Origin of the sequence: Comamonas squillarum, assembly GCF_025309455.1 — a bacterium.
Lineage (GTDB): Bacteria > Pseudomonadota > Gammaproteobacteria > Burkholderiales > Burkholderiaceae_C > Comamonas > Comamonas squillarum.
On record NZ_CP104377.1, the window covers coordinates 4,041,971 to 4,055,831 of the forward strand.

Annotated in this window: 11 protein-coding genes; 6 read left to right on the top strand and 5 right to left on the bottom strand. The window is 65.2% G+C overall.

The genetic code is table 11. The features are described from left to right. Positions 1-117 precede the first annotated feature (117 nt). The 3 genes from ssuD to N4T19_RS18475 all read left to right on the top strand — a co-directional run bounded on the left by ssuD (position 118) and on the right by N4T19_RS18475 (position 5,702). Complete coding sequence (gene ssuD, locus N4T19_RS18465; RefSeq protein ID WP_260718738.1) at positions 118-1,269, top strand: FMNH2-dependent alkanesulfonate monooxygenase; 1,152 nt, start codon at positions 118-120, stop codon at positions 1,267-1,269. Continuing rightward, a complete protein-coding gene (locus N4T19_RS18470) occupies positions 1,266-2,117 on the top strand; it encodes an amidohydrolase family protein (RefSeq protein ID WP_260718739.1) in 852 nt (283 codons plus the stop codon). The genes ssuD and N4T19_RS18470 overlap by 4 nt, the downstream gene beginning before the upstream one ends. Before the next feature lie 498 nt (positions 2,118-2,615). Continuing rightward, positions 2,616-5,702, top strand: a complete 3,087-nt coding sequence (locus N4T19_RS18475; protein WP_260718740.1) for a DUF5979 domain-containing protein — start codon at positions 2,616-2,618, stop codon at positions 5,700-5,702. Between the two features lie 49 nt (positions 5,703-5,751). Here the strand turns inward: N4T19_RS18475 and N4T19_RS18480 are convergent, their stop codons facing one another. Next, positions 5,752-6,663: a LysR family transcriptional regulator gene (locus N4T19_RS18480; protein WP_116926141.1), complete on the bottom strand. Its 912-nt coding sequence runs from the start codon at positions 6,661-6,663 to the stop codon at positions 5,752-5,754. Between the two features lie 143 nt (positions 6,664-6,806). On the opposite strand from N4T19_RS18480, the gene N4T19_RS18485 reads away from it, so the two are divergent. Then, positions 6,807-7,670, top strand: coding sequence for a pirin family protein (locus N4T19_RS18485; RefSeq protein WP_260718741.1), 864 nt, complete (start codon positions 6,807-6,809; stop codon positions 7,668-7,670). Between the two features lie 99 nt (positions 7,671-7,769). Here the strand turns inward: N4T19_RS18485 and N4T19_RS18490 are convergent, their stop codons facing one another. From N4T19_RS18490 to purE, 4 genes are all read right to left on the bottom strand, one after another. Further along, positions 7,770-8,762, bottom strand: coding sequence for an SGNH/GDSL hydrolase family protein (locus N4T19_RS18490; RefSeq protein WP_116926143.1), 993 nt, complete (start codon positions 8,760-8,762; stop codon positions 7,770-7,772). Between the two features lie 97 nt (positions 8,763-8,859). Then, positions 8,860-9,858, bottom strand: a complete 999-nt coding sequence (locus N4T19_RS18495; RefSeq protein ID WP_260718742.1) for an L-threonylcarbamoyladenylate synthase — start codon at positions 9,856-9,858, stop codon at positions 8,860-8,862. Positions 9,859-9,869: 11 nt separating this feature from the next. Beyond that, positions 9,870-11,066 (bottom strand): 5-(carboxyamino)imidazole ribonucleotide synthase, encoded by a 1,197-nt coding sequence (locus tag N4T19_RS18500; protein WP_182344765.1) that lies wholly within the window; start codon positions 11,064-11,066, stop codon positions 9,870-9,872. Then, positions 11,063-11,557, bottom strand: coding sequence for a 5-(carboxyamino)imidazole ribonucleotide mutase (purE, locus tag N4T19_RS18505; protein WP_116926146.1), 495 nt, complete (start codon positions 11,555-11,557; stop codon positions 11,063-11,065). The genes N4T19_RS18500 and purE overlap by 4 nt, the downstream gene beginning before the upstream one ends. A 111-nt stretch (positions 11,558-11,668) precedes the next feature. On the opposite strand from purE, the gene trxA reads away from it, so the two are divergent. Together trxA and N4T19_RS18515 are read left to right on the top strand one after the other, a co-directional pair. Further along, entirely contained in the window at positions 11,669-12,625 is a 957-nt protein-coding gene (gene trxA, locus N4T19_RS18510; RefSeq protein WP_116926147.1) for a thioredoxin, read from the top strand. Positions 12,626-12,881: 256 nt separating this feature from the next. Further along, entirely contained in the window at positions 12,882-13,859 is a 978-nt protein-coding gene (locus N4T19_RS18515; RefSeq protein WP_182344767.1) for a DUF6882 domain-containing protein, read from the top strand. Positions 13,860-13,861 lie beyond the last annotated feature (2 nt).

Consider the following 13,861-nt stretch of genomic DNA (forward strand, 5'->3'; position numbering starts at 1 on the left):
CGTTCAGGCTTCTTTTCAAACGCCACCCGCCTGCATACGCTGCGGTCGGGCTGGCGCAGCATGCCCTGCGGCGTCTGCTGCACGCCCCTTGCCTTGCAGCCACCCTGACCCTTTGCCATGGCCTCTACCTCATCCCCACCGGAGCTGTTCTGGTTCCTGCCTACCTCCGGCGATACCCGCTACCTGGGCGCCTCGGACTTTGGCCGCCAACCCACGCCCGAGTACCTGCGCAGCATTGCCACGACCAGCGAGAACCTGGGCTATGACGGGCTGCTGATTCCGACCGGCAGTTCGTGCCTCGACCCCTGGGTGGTGGCATCCAGCTTGGTCGCGGTCACCCAGCGCATCAAGCTGCTGGTGGCGCTGCGCACCTCGCTGGGCATGCCGGTGCCCAGTGCGCGCCAAGCCGCTACCTTGGACCAGGCGCTCGCCGGGCGTTTGCTGCTCAATGTGGTGCCCGGGGGCGATGCCACCGAGCTGGAGGCCGATGGCGTGTTTCTGGCCCATGACGAGCGCTATGCCTATGCCGATGAGTTTCTGAGCATCTGGCGGCGCCTGCTGTCCGGCGAGACGGTGGACCACGAGGGCAAGTACTTCAAGGTCAAGCAGGGCAAGAACTTTTTCGAGCCAGTGCAAAAACCGTATCCGCCTTTGTACTTTGGCGGCTCCTCCGACGCCGCCCATGACCTGGCGGCCAAGCATGTCGATGCCTACCTGACCTGGGGCGAGCCGCCCCAGGCCGTGGCGCGCAAGTTTGCCGATATCCGGGCACGTGCCGCCGCTGCCGGCCGCCAGCTGCGCCTGGGCGTGCGCCTGCATGTGATCGTGCGCGAGACCAACGAGGAGGCCTGGGCCGATGCCGAGCGCCTGATCAGCAAGCTGACCGACGAGGACATTGCGAAAGCGCAGCAGAACTATGCGCGCATGGACTCGGTCGGCCAGGCGCGCATGGCGGCCTTGCATGGCGGTAACCGCCAGAAGCTGGAGGTGGCACCCAACCTCTGGGCCGGTGTCGGCCTGGTGCGCGGCGGCGCGGGCACGGCGCTGGTGGGCGATGCGGCCACCGTGGCCGAGCGCCTGCGCGAGTACATGGACATTGGCGCCGATACCTTTGTGCTGTCGGGCTACCCGCACCTGGAGGAGTCGATCCGCTTTGCCGAATTGGTGTTTCCGCTGCTGGGCAAGAAGAGCGTGACCACCGCACGCTCGCAGACCGGCGGCGCGTTTGATGTTCGTGGTGTTCAACAATGGAAGGAGTCGGCTTCATGAGCCTGCCCGTGATCGATATGCGCTGCCGGCCAGCGTTCTTGCACAACTTTTTTGGCGCAACGCCCGGCTCGCCCGAGCATGACACCGCCCGCTGGCTGAACCGGCGCGTGGGCACGCGCGGCAGCGACAAGCACTTTGAGGAATCGCTGACCCAGGAGGGCTTTTTAAAGGCGGTGCGCGATGCCGGCCTGAGCCAGGCCGTGGTCGTGGGGCGGCACACGCCTTCGCAGCACCTGCCCAACGATACGATCCACCAGATCGTGCAGGGCCACAGCGAGTTGCTGGGCATTGCCGGGGTCGACCCGGTGCTGCAGGGCGAGCAGGCGGCGCTCGACGAGATCGAGCGTGCGATCAAGGTGCTGGGCCTGCGCGGCATCGACCTGGAGCCCGGCTTTGGCGACCCGGCCCGCCATCCCGACGACCCCGTGTACTGGCCCGTTTATGAGCGCGCGCGGGAGTTGGGTGTGCCGGTGTTCCTGATGAGCGGCCCGACCACGCCGGACCCGAGCTTCAACGACCCGGCGCGCCTGGCCAAGGTGGCCCAGGCCTTCCCCGATCTGCCGCTGGTCGTCTACCACGGCTACTGGCCGCGCGTGCAGGAGGCCATTGGCCTGGCCTTCCGCTACGCCAATGTCTACCTGGTGCCGGACATGTATGTGTTCCAGCCCGGCCACCAGGCCTATGTGCAGGCGGCCAACCAGTTCCTGGGCGACCAGCTGCTGTTTGGCTCGTCCTACCCCTTCCGCCCCATCGGCCAGAGCATTGAGGACTTTCTGGCACTGGGCTTTGACGAGGCCGTACTGCCCAGGCTGCTGCATGGCAATGCGGCACGCATTTTGGGGCTGTAATCGGCCAGCGGCGAATGCTGCGCCGCTCCCATCCCATCCCACCAAGGGCTCCCGACAGGAGCCCTTTTTGCGTATGCGGGGCGTGGGCCGCGCGGCAGACCTCTCTGCCGGGCGGGAGCGCGGTGGTGCGCCATCGGCTGCACGGTCGCTGTTATCCAGAGCAACGCCCCCATGGCCAACGACCTCTTGCACGCCATGGCGATCCAAACCGCCTGCGCTCCTCGCCCGGTGCCACCTGGGGTTTACCCAAGGGTAATTGTCAATGAACTGTTAGTAGATTCACAACAAATGTTTCTTAATGTTTTGTTAACCAAGCGGTCGGTACATTTTTTAACAGGTTGCAGATAATTGCGTCTTTGGTTTTTTGCTGAGAGAAGTGCTTTTATGTGGGTACTTGCTGCTTTTTGAAGAATTCGGAAACCAGGAAATTTTTTTCCTGAATTAATGCGTTTTCTCAATCGCAAATTGTTTTTTATTATTTATGTGGAAAGAACAATGATGCTCAAACAATCATGGTGGCCATTTTTGCTGCACGGCGCTAAGGCCAAGGCTGCGGTGCTGCTGTTGGCTGCCTCGCCGCTGTACGCGCTGGCCCAGGTGGCTGACGTGCAAATCACCAAATCCGGCCCATCATCGGCCGTGGGTGGCACGCCGGTGAGCTATGTGCTGGAGATGGATAACAACGGTCCCAACGCGGCGAATGGCGCGCGTTTTGAGGACGTGTTGCCCGCCGGTCTGGCGAATGTCACGCTGGCCTGTACGCTGGCCACGGGTGGTGCGACCTGCCCGGCCGATCTGGCCTTGGCCGGTGGCGTGGTGTCTGGCACGTTGGCCAGCTTTCCCAACCAGGGCAAGGTGCGGTTGGAGATCCAGGCCCGTTTTGGCGTGACGGGCCCCAGCACGTTGACCAATACAGCGACCATCAGTGCCCCGGCAGGGACCTCCGATCCGGTGCCGGGCTCCAACAGCAGCTCGATCAGCACGGCCATGCGCTATGAGGTGAACCTGGCCGTCACCAAGACGCAAAGCAGCGACAGCTTCCAAAGCGGCGTGCCGCTGACCTACACCATCAGCTTGCGCAACAACGGCGTGGGCGCTGCCGATGGCGTGGCGCTGTACGACCGGCTGAGCAACAGCTTTATCAGCCACATTGGGGCAGATCTGGTGTTCAACCAGTGCACGGCCAGCGGTGGCGCGCAATGCCCGGACAATGCCAGCTTCCCCAACCACAGCGGTGCCAACGACTACAGCCCGGTGTTCAACGCCACGGTGCCAGTGTTGCCGCCTGGTGGCGCGGTGGTCGTCACCTATACGATGACGCCTTATCTGGTGCCCAATGCCGCCTGCGGTCGCCCCGCCGGCCAGTTGTTCAACCAGGCTTCGCTCCAGCTGCTCGATGGCATGGTGGACACCACCCCGGCCGACAACCAGCAGACTGCCATTTTGCAGGTGCCCGGCACGCCCGCCTGTCCCACGACGGATCTGCAGGTGAGCAAGACCCAGGACCCGCCGGTGCCTGCCATGGGGGATCTGGTGACCTATACGATGACCTTGGTCAATGCTGGCCCGAACGCGGCCAACGGCGCCAGCATCGCGGACATCATCCGCACCCATGGCGGCTCGGCCAATTACTTCGCGGTCGACACGCAGTTTCAAAGCTGCTTCGCCGAAGGGGGCGCAGTCTGCCCACCGTCCTCGGAGTTCCTGGAGCCGAGCGGCAATGCCTCGTATGTGAGCTTGTTCAATACCCAGGTGCCGGTCTTGCCCGTCAACGGGCGGCTGACCATCATCTACCAGGTGCAAACCCGCTTCAATGGCAGCATTCCATGCGGGCGCACCCTGGGTGGTCTGAACAATGAGTTCTCGGCGAACCCGCCCGACAACATGACCGACTCCAACACCAGCAACAACGTGGCGTCGGTGGGTATCCTGGTGCCGGCCACGCCGGCATGCCCCAGAACGGATCTGGCGGTGACCAAGACGCAAAGCGCGGACCTGTACCAGCCGGGTGTGCCCGTCCATTACACGATGACCGTGACCAACAAGGGCCCTGCAGCTGCCGATGGTGCGTCCATCGCCGATCGTCTGATCACGTTTGAGTTGGCCAACCGCCTGGATGTGCAATCGTCTGCGATCAGCTGCTCAGCAGCCGGTGGTGCCGTGTGCCCGGACGCTTCAGTGTTTCCTGCGCCTTATACGGGCAGCATCAGCGGGTTTTCCTGGCCTTTCCAGGCGCAGGTGCCACAGCTGCCGGTGGGTGGCAGTCTGACCATCGGCTACAGCCTGACCTACAGCTATTCCCAAAGCAGCTGTGACTGGCCATCGGGCTATCTGGTCAACGAGTTCTCGGCCAACCCTGGCGATGGCGTCGAAGAGGCGGTGCCTTCCGACAACGTGGCCACGACGACCATGCAGCGCTTTAGCTGCTCGAACGTGTCGGTCAACAAATCGGTCAACCCGGTCACGGCCACCAGCGGCGCGCAGGTGACCTACGCGGTGGACATGCACAACGCCGGCCCGGCCGACACCAGCAATGTGGTCTTCTCCGATCCACTGCCCGCTGGCGTGGTGTTCAGCGATGCCAGCTGCAGCGTGCTGGTGGCGCCTGCACAGTGCGGCGCAACGGTCGACTATGACCCGGCCACCCGCACCGTGAGCAGTGTGGTGACGTCGCTGGGCAATGGCGGCGCGGTGCGCTTTGTCATCCAGACCACCGCGGGTGGCCAACCGGGCACCTACACCAATACCGCCTATGCGGCGGTACCTGCTGGCGTGATTGACCCCATCCTTGCGTCCAACGAGAGCTATGTGAACCTGCAGATCTTTGCACCGACGACCACCAAGACGGTGACCAAGAGCATTGCAGGCCTGGCGACGGGCTTGCCCCAGGCGATGACCTTCAGTGGCAGCCTGCGCTGCGGCACGCAGCCTGCGCAAACCTGGACGGCCACGGTCGCCGCAGGCGCGACCAGCGGCACCAGCGCAGCACTGACGGTGTTTGAAGGCGACAGTTGCACGGCCACCGAAGACACGCCGCCGGCGGCCCCTGCGGGCTATGGCTGGAGCGGTGCGCCAGAGATTGCCGAGCAGGCCCAGGGCTTTACGGTGACCAACCGCCTGCAGCGGCTGACGGGCGGTGTGCAACTGACCAAGCGCATCACCGGCCCGGCAGCAGGCGTTGCAGCCGCCAATGGCAGCTTCGACTTCAGCCTGGATTGCGGCCCGGACGGCATGCACACCGCCAGCGTTACGGTAGCCAATGGGCAAGAAGCCAGCGTCCACTTGGCCGATCTGCCTGCGAATGCCAGCTGCACAGTGACTGAGACGGGCAAGGCCGCAGCGCCTGCGGGCTACCAGTGGGGGGCGCCGGTGTACAGCGCCAACCCGGTGGTGATACCTGCTGGCAGCGATGTGGCGCTGAGCGTCAGCAATCCGCTGACCAGTGACGGCAGCGTGGTTGACCCCATCGATGGCGGCAACAACGGCAAGCTGCGCGCGGTGCCGGTGGGCAGTCCCTGGGCCTATCTGGTGCTGACGGGCCTGATCGCGGGCCTGGGTATGGTGCGCAGAAGGCGCATGCTGTAAGCGCGCAGCGCTTGAGCGCTGCGACCTAGCCAACCCGTGCCCGGCCGCCTCAGCAGCCGGGCACTTTGGCGAATGCGGCCGCCAGATGGTCGATCAATGCCCGCACCGCCGGCAGCATGCCCCGGCGCGAGGCGAATACCGCATGCACTGCCTCCTTGCGCGGGCCCCATTCGGGCAGCACTTTGACCAAGGTGCCTTTGTCCAGCTGCTCGTGCACCATGATCATCGGCAACTGCACGACACCCAGGCCGGCCATCGCCGCACTGCGCAGTGCCACCATGTCGGTCGTGATCAGGCGAGGCGTGTGCGGGACCTGGATGCTGGGCATGCTGTCGTGTTCGAGCTTCCACACAAACTGCTGCTCGGGCGAACCCAGCCAGAGGCTGGGCCACTGCGACAGATCGGCAGGGCTGCGCACAATGCCCTGGCGCGCGGTCAGGATGGGGCTGGCCACCAGGTGCTGGGCATGGACAGAAAGCATGCGCACCGACAGGTCACTGTCCTCCAGCGGCATGGTGCGCACGCGGATCGCCAGGTCAAAGCCCTCGCCAATCACATCGACCGGGCGGTTGGTGGCCTCCAGCTGGATCGTCACCTCGGGGTACATGACCATGAAGTCGGTCAGCATGCGCTCGACCAGTTCATGGAGCAAGGTGATGGGGCAACTCAGGCGCACGACGCCCCGGGGCTGGGACTGCACCGCCTCGATGCTCAGCTGCGCGGCCTCGGCCTCGACCAGCATGGCCTTGCAGTGCTGGTAGTAGGTCTGACCCAGCTCGGTCACCGCGAACTTGCGTGTGGAGCGCAGCAAAAGGCGCACGCCCAGGCGCTCTTCGAGCAGCGCAATGCGGCGGCTGAGCTTGGACTTGGGCATGCCCAGCGCGCGCCCGGCGGGCGCAAAGCCGCCATGGTCGACGACTTGGACGAAATAGAACAGGTCATTGAGGTCGAATGGCTGCATGGGGTGCTCTGCGGGATGGTCTTATCGTTCAAAAAATAGAACTATCAAGGCGAATTATGCCGTCTACCGCTCGCAGTGTTTCAACCCCACAATAACGGTACAGCCTTCCGACACCTAGCTTGGAGGCCAGACAGGAATCCCCGATGAAAAACGTACTGCATGTCCAAGACGCACCCCGCCAGCACTGGGTTGGCGACGGCTTTCCTGTGCGTTCACTGTTTTCCTACCAAAGCCACGGCAAGCTGCTGAGCCCCTTTTTGCTGCTCGATTTTGCCGGCCCGGCCGAGTTTGCCCCTGCCAGCGCGCCGCGCGGTGTGGGCCAGCACCCGCACCGGGGCTTTGAGACCGTGACCATCGTCTATGACGGCGAGGTCGCGCACCGCGACTCGACCGGCCAGGGCGGCGAGATAGGCCCTGGCGATGTGCAATGGATGACGGCCGGCGCTGGCATCCTGCACGAGGAGTTCCATTCGCCTGCGTTTACCGCCCATGGTGGCACGCTGCGCATGCTGCAGCTGTGGGTCAACCTGCCTGCCAAGGACAAGGGCGCGCCCGCGGGCTACCAGGCGATTGTCCAGTCGCAGATCCCTGCGGTGGCCTTGCCTGGCGGCGGCCAGCTGCGCGTGATTGCCGGCGATTACCAAGGCCAGCAGGGCCCTGCCAAGACCTTCACGCCGATGCAGGTCTGGGATCTGCGCCTGGTCGCCGGTGAAAAGCTGGAGCTGGAGCTGCCCGAAGGCTGGAGCACGGCGCTGGCCATCGTGCAGGGCACGGTGCTGGTCAACGGCAACGATGTGGCGCGTGAGGCGCAGCTGGTGGTGATGGCCCAGGAAGGCCGCAAGCTGACACTGGAGGCCAATGGCGATGTGGCCTTGCTGCTGATGAGCGGCGAGCCGATTGACGAGCCCATCGTCGGCTACGGCCCCTTTGTGATGAACAGCCAGCAGGAAATCGTGCAGGCGGTCAATGACTTCAACAGCGGCAAGTTTGGCAGCATGCGGGCTTGATCGGCGGGTCTGAGATGCCGCAGCCGTGTTGAGGCGGCCATAAAAAAATGGACACCTTTGTGTCCATTTTTTCGTTAAGCGCTTGCCAAGGACAGCAGCTTACCAATTCGCCTTCATGCGGTCATAGACCCAGTCGCCAAAGCGGCGGTGCGCTTGGGGCGTGTAGTTCACCAGGTCGGAGAACAGGTACTGGTCGACCTTGGAGGCTTCCACCAAGGTGTCGGCGGTGCACAGCGAGGAGTTGATCTGGTTGACGCCAATGTTCAGGCCATTGGTGGCATCTGCGGTCGTGCAGGCCGGATCGGTGGAGTTGGTGAAGCTGTAGCTGCCGGGGTTGCCGGTCATCGAGTTGAAGTAGTACTGCACGTCAGCGTACAGCACTTCGGTGCCCGACAGGCCATACAAGGCGTTCAGCAGGCCATTGTTGAAGGCGGTGGTGGCCGCTTCCAGCGTGTTCGATGGCTTGGGGTCGGCGCTGGGTTGCGCGTTGTCCAGGCTGGTGGCCCACAGCGTGCGGCCCAGGTTGGGCGTGCCCACGGTCAGCACGCGGGGGGCGCCTGCGCTGTTGAGGCGACGCACCTGCGCTGCCATCTGCTGGCCAGCGGTGGTCATGTCGGCCAGGTACTGGTCGCGGGTCTTGGTGCCGGCGGCGTATTCGTTGTAGCCGGCGATCACGTCGCTCATGCCGCCGCTCATCAGCACAAACTGGTTGCTGGTGAAGGTTGGGTGGGCCGCCAGGTAGCTGTCGATCTGCGCGGTGATGGAGGGGGCATTGGTCACGCCGGTGGCATCGGGCTGGGAGACGCGGGCATTGCCGTAGGCATAGGCGGTGCCACCATCCTTGGCCGCGGTGATCGTCAGGTCATAGCGGTAGGCGATTTCACGCGTCCAGTTGTTGTAGCTGCCGTTGCTGACCGAGTAGGGACGGCCATTGGGGTTTTGGCCCAGGTCGGTCATTGCATCACCAAAGGTGATGATGCTGTCGGGGCGAATCGAGTTCGCGGTTGAGCTCGATCCGCAGGCCGCCAGCATGGCCACCGAGGCACCAGCCACGGCGGTCAACACGGTACGGCGCATCCAATTTGCTGCCATGTGAGTTCTCCAGTAAGTAGAGCGTAGTGTAGCGAGGCTGATCCAGGCCACCAAGGTGATGAGGTAAAGAGAGGTAAAACGCCAGGGGCTAGGCGGCTCAGCCAGCCGCCGCCGCGCGCTGCAGACGGTCGCTGACGCCTTCCCAATCTGCCGTCTCCGGCGGGGTTTCGATCCAGATGAGCTTGGCGCCCCAGTCGTCCAAGTCGCGCAGCAGGCCAAACAGCTCGCGGGCCGCAGCCAGCGGCGCATGGGGCATGAGCTGCAGGCGCAGATGGGGGCTGGCGCTGCGCAGTGGGCCGCGGTGGTAGATGGCGATATGCCGCGCGTCGGCCCCCAGCACATCGAGCGCCGATTGCAGCTGCTTGGCATCCATCAGCCTGACCTTGGCGCTGGGCGCATAGTGCGCGAGCAAGGTGCCCGAGGCGCGCGGGGTATCGGCCGTCAACTCCTGCATCGACAGCGGGCGGGTGCCGCAGGCGCGCTCGATATCGTCGCGCGTGATGGCGCCGGGGCGCAGCAGCACGGGCACGCCACGCGTGCAATCGACAATGGTCGACTCAATGCCGATATCGCAGGCGCCGCCGTCGAGCACCAGCAGTGCGTCACCCAGTTCGGCCGCCACATGGGCGGCCGTGGTCGGGCTGACGCGGCCAAAGCGGTTGGCGCTGGGCGCCGAGACGCCCCAGACTGGCGGGCTGAGCTGCTGGCAGGCCTGCAGCACCGCTTGCGCCACCGGGTGCGAGGGGCAGCGCAGGCCCACGCTGTCCTGTCCGGCCGTCGATGCCATCGCCGCACCGGGCAGGCGCGGCAGGATCAGGGTGAGGGGCCCGGGCCAGAACGCATCGATGAGCTGCTGGGCAAAAACCGGCACGGCCTTGGCGTAGCGCTGCACGCCTGCGGCATCGGCCACATGCACGATCAGCGGGTGGTCGGCAGGCCGGCCCTTGGCGCTGAAGATCTGCGCCACGGCGGCGTCGTTGTCGCTGTCGGCGGCCAGGCCGTAGACCGTCTCGGTCGGCAAGCCAACCAGTTGCCCCGCCTGCAGCGCCAGCGCGGCGGCGCGCACCGAGGCGTCGAGCTTTCCATCCAGAATCACGTGTAGTCCTCTTAGAACGCGGCAATGCCCAGGATGGCAGCGGCTTTGAGTGCCGTCTCGCGCACCTGCTCGGGCGTGGCAGCCGTGATGTTCAGGTGGCCCATCTTGCGGCCACGCTTGGCATCGACCTTGCCGTACAGGTGCAGGTGGCAGCCGGGCAGGGCCAGCACCTGGTCCCAGGCGGGGGTCTGCGCGCTGGCGCTGTCCTTGAACCACAGGTCGCCCAGCAGGTTGAGCATGATGGCAGCGCTGTGCTGGCGCGGTTGCACCAAGGGCAGGTTGGCCATGCAGCGCACCTGCAGCTCGAACTGCGACACATCCAGCGCGTTCTGGCTGTAGTGGCCGCTGTTGTGCGGGCGCGGGGCGATCTCGTTGACGACCAGCTGGCCGCCATCGAGCACAAAGAACTCCACACAGAGCACGCCGACATAGTCCAGGCCCTGGGCCACCGACTGGGCCGCCGCAATGGCCTGCTCGGCCTGCGCGGCAGGCAGGTTGCCGGCATAGACCTCGGTCACCGCCAGAATGCCTTCGCGGTGCAGGTTGCGCTGCACCGGCAGGTGCACGATATCGCCCTGGCGGCTGCGCGCGACGATGACCGAGCACTCATGGGCGAGCGGCAGCATCTTCTCGAGCACGCAGGCCACCTGCTTGAGCTCGGCCCAGGCTGCAGTCAGCTCCTCGCGGGTCTTGACGCGGATCTGGCCCTTGCCGTCATAGCCCATGCGGGAGGTCTTCAAAATGCCGGGCAGCAGCGCGTCGTTGACGGCGGCCAGCTGCTCGGCCGTCTCGATGACCGCATAGGGTGCGCAGGGCACGCCGCATTTCACAAAGTGGGCTTTTTCCGCAGCGCGGTCCTGGGCGATGGCCACGGATGCGCCGGCGGGCGACACCGGCAGGCTTTGCGCGAGCTGGTTCAGCGCGGCGGCGGGCACATTCTCGAACTCGGTGGTCACCGCAGCGCACAGACGCGCCAGCTCGGCCAGGCCTTGCGGGTCTTCATAGCCGCTGCGCACATGGTGGTGGCTGACCAGGCCGGCCGGGCTGGTCGCATCCGCATCCAGCACGGCGGTGAAGTAGCCCATCGACTGGGCGGCATGGGCAAACATGCGGCCCAGCTGGCCGCCGCCCAGCACGCCCAGGGTGGCGCCGGGCAAAATGGCTTGGGCCTGGTCTTGCGCCGGGGCGCTGTGGCTGGTGGTGCTCATGCGTTCACCGGCAAGGTCATGTTGCGGGCCGCTTCGGTCTGCTCGGCGCGGAAGGCATCGAGCTTGGCGCGCAGCGCAGGGTCTTCATTGGCCAGCATGGCCACGGCAAACAGGGCGGCATTGGCCGCACCGGCCTGGCCGATCGCGAAGGTGGCGACGGGCACGCCCTTGGGCATCTGCACGATGGAATGCAGCGAATCAACGCCTTGCAGGTGGCGGCTGGCCACGGGCACGCCCAGCACGGGCACCGGGGTTTTAGCGGCTATCATCCCAGGCAGGTGGGCTGCGCCCCCAGCGCCGGCGATGATGGCCTTGAGGCCCCGTTCTACGGCGCTCTCGGCAAAACGGAACATGTCATCGGGCATGCGGTGGGCCGAGACCACCTGGGCCTCAAAGGCAATACCGAATTGCTGGAGAATGGCTACTGCGTGCTGCATGGTCTCCCAGTCGCTGCTGGAGCCCATGACCACGCCAACTTGGATGGGTGTCATAGTGTGGGTTGGCGGGTGTCTAAGGCAAGAATGCCGGCCCCGCGCCAGGGTGGAACCCGCCATTTTACTTTTTGCAGTGAAGCTGCCTGATCAACACGGATTTTTAGCGACATGATCGACGTCACCATTGAGAATTTTGAAGCCGAAGTCATCCAGGCATCCATGCAGGTGCCCGTGCTGGTGGACTTTTGGGCACCTTGGTGCGGCCCTTGCAAAACCCTGGGCCCCTTGCTGGATAAGCTCGAAGTCGACTACGGCGGCCGCTTCAAGCTGGTCAAGATCGATTCGGACCAGGAGCAGCAGCTGGCAGGCATGTTCGGCATCCGCTCCATTCCGACCTGCGTGCTGATGATCGGCGGCAAGCCCGTCGATGGTTTCATGGGCGCCCAACCGGAAGGCAAGCTGCGCGAGTTTCTGGACAAGCATCTGCCGTCGGAAGCAGCCATGGCCGCCGAAGCGGGCGCCGATGAGGCCCAGCAACTGCTGGACAGCGGCGATGTGCAGGCCGCGCTGCAGATGCTGCAAGAGTCGCTGGCGGCCGACCCCAGCAATGACGATGCCCGTTTTGACTATGCCCGCCTGCTGATCCAGACGGGCGCGGTGACCGAGGCCGAAGCCCAGATCGAGGAGCCGCTCAAGCGCATCCAGCAGCCGCTGCGCTTTGTGGCCTTGAAGGCCTGGGCCCAGGCGATCCGCTTTGTGCACGAGGACGACCGGGGCGATTGGCCACTCGAGCAGTTCGACGCGGCCATTGCCGCCAACAAGCGCGACTTCGACACGCGCTTTGCGAAGGCGCAGGCGCTGATGGCCGAAGGCCAGTGGACCGCCAGCATGGACGAGCTGCTGGAGATCATCATGCGTGACAAAACCTGGAACGACCAGGCTGCACGCAAGCTGTTTGTCGCCATCCTGGAGCTGCTGACCCCGCCCAAGCCCAAGGCCGCAGACACGGTGCCCGGCACTACGGCCGGCGGCATTGCGCTGACGGGCAAGGCCAGCAAGCAGGAGGACGAGGTGGGTGCATTGCTCAGCAGCTACCGCCGCCGTCTGAGCATGGCGCTGAACTGAGCCCCACTGGCGCGGCGGGTGCTGGTAGGCGAGGGCCGGTTTTTTGGGCAGGGGCCCAGCCCTTCCTGTACAGTAGTTGACCTACACCCCGTTGCAACTGCAAAACAGGGGTATGGTGGTTTGCACCTATACTGATAGCAGCAAAGCGGCGATGGGTGCGCGCAGGTGCCCATTTTGAGCGTCAATAGGCCCAAAGCTGTGGTCTTTGACGCTTGGGGCGCATGGGGCGTGCCGCTACCGCAGGAGAATCAACACCATGGGATTGTGGCAAAAACTGTTTGGCTGGCTGAGCCCCTCTGCGCCAACGGCTGCCCCCGCTGAAACCCCGACCCCGCACCCCGCCGCAGCGGCAGGCGGTACGCCGCAGGAGCCTGCGCGCGGCACGCGTGAGCCGGCCTTTGACCCGGCGGCCGAGCTGGCTGCGCCCTTGGTCGGCATGCCCAGCGCTGGCGATGTGCCCGCAGCACCCGCTGCCCATCTAGCAGCCGAGGCAGCGCCCAGCCCGCAGGCCGATCTGTTCGAGGCCGCAGCGGCCCGTGAAGCCGAAGTCCCTCCGTCCATTGCCGATCCCGCACTGCGCGAGGCGCTGTCCGCCTATGCCGGCATGGCCTGGGACCGCCAACTCGATTTTGCCGAGAGGGTGGGTGACCGCCCCTGGTCGGCCGATACGGCCCAGGGCCTGATCGCCTTTGGCGATGACCTGCGTTTTCGCATGCAGGTGCTGGGCTCCTACTCCTTCCAATCAGGCACCTGGCTGTGGATCTGGGCCCATACCCAGGCCGAGGTGGCGCCCGCCTTTACCGAAGTGGCACGCCAGCTGCAAGGCTTTGGCGCGGCCAAGAACCTGGCGCTGTTCACCGAGCCGCGCACCGCGCTGCGCCAGGAAGACCTGCATGTGATCGGCCTGATTGCCGCTGGCGCCGACAACAGCGCTGGCTACTACCTGGGCAACTATGGCGAGGGCATCTTGCTGGCGCTGATCGATCCCGACCATGGCCTGCCCACGACCGCGCCCCAGCCCGAACGTGTGCCGACCGTCGTGTCGCAACTGATCAGCGATTTCGAGCTGGACCACCGTGTGCTGCTGCAGCACTACCTGCCGGCCAAGGGCTTCAGCGTGCAGGAGACGGGCTCGCGCATCACCGGCCAGCATGGCCCACACCGCATCGTTGCCGATCTGGACGGCCAGGGCCGTATCAGTGCGATCTCCGGCAGCCTGGGCCCTGCCGTCTGATC

Excerpts from the sequence above, each read along its gene's own strand:
- N4T19_RS18470 (WP_260718739.1), top strand. The coding sequence starts at position 1,266 with ATGAGCCTGCCCGTGATCGATATGCGCTGCCGGCCAGCGTTCTTGCAC.
- N4T19_RS18480 (WP_116926141.1), bottom strand. The coding sequence starts at position 6,663 with ATGCAGCCATTCGACCTCAATGACCTGTTCTATTTCGTCCAAGTCGTC.
- purE (WP_116926146.1), bottom strand. The coding sequence starts at position 11,557 with ATGACACCCATCCAAGTTGGCGTGGTCATGGGCTCCAGCAGCGACTGG.
- ssuD (WP_260718738.1), top strand. The coding sequence starts at position 118 with ATGGCCTCTACCTCATCCCCACCGGAGCTGTTCTGGTTCCTGCCTACC.
- trxA (WP_116926147.1), top strand. The coding sequence starts at position 11,669 with ATGATCGACGTCACCATTGAGAATTTTGAAGCCGAAGTCATCCAGGCA.
- N4T19_RS18500 (WP_182344765.1), bottom strand. The coding sequence starts at position 11,066 with ATGAGCACCACCAGCCACAGCGCCCCGGCGCAAGACCAGGCCCAAGCC.
- N4T19_RS18475 (WP_260718740.1), top strand. The coding sequence starts at position 2,616 with ATGCTCAAACAATCATGGTGGCCATTTTTGCTGCACGGCGCTAAGGCC.
- N4T19_RS18485 (WP_260718741.1), top strand. The coding sequence starts at position 6,807 with ATGAAAAACGTACTGCATGTCCAAGACGCACCCCGCCAGCACTGGGTT.
- N4T19_RS18490 (WP_116926143.1), bottom strand. The coding sequence starts at position 8,762 with ATGGCAGCAAATTGGATGCGCCGTACCGTGTTGACCGCCGTGGCTGGT.
- N4T19_RS18515 (WP_182344767.1), top strand. The coding sequence starts at position 12,882 with ATGGGATTGTGGCAAAAACTGTTTGGCTGGCTGAGCCCCTCTGCGCCA.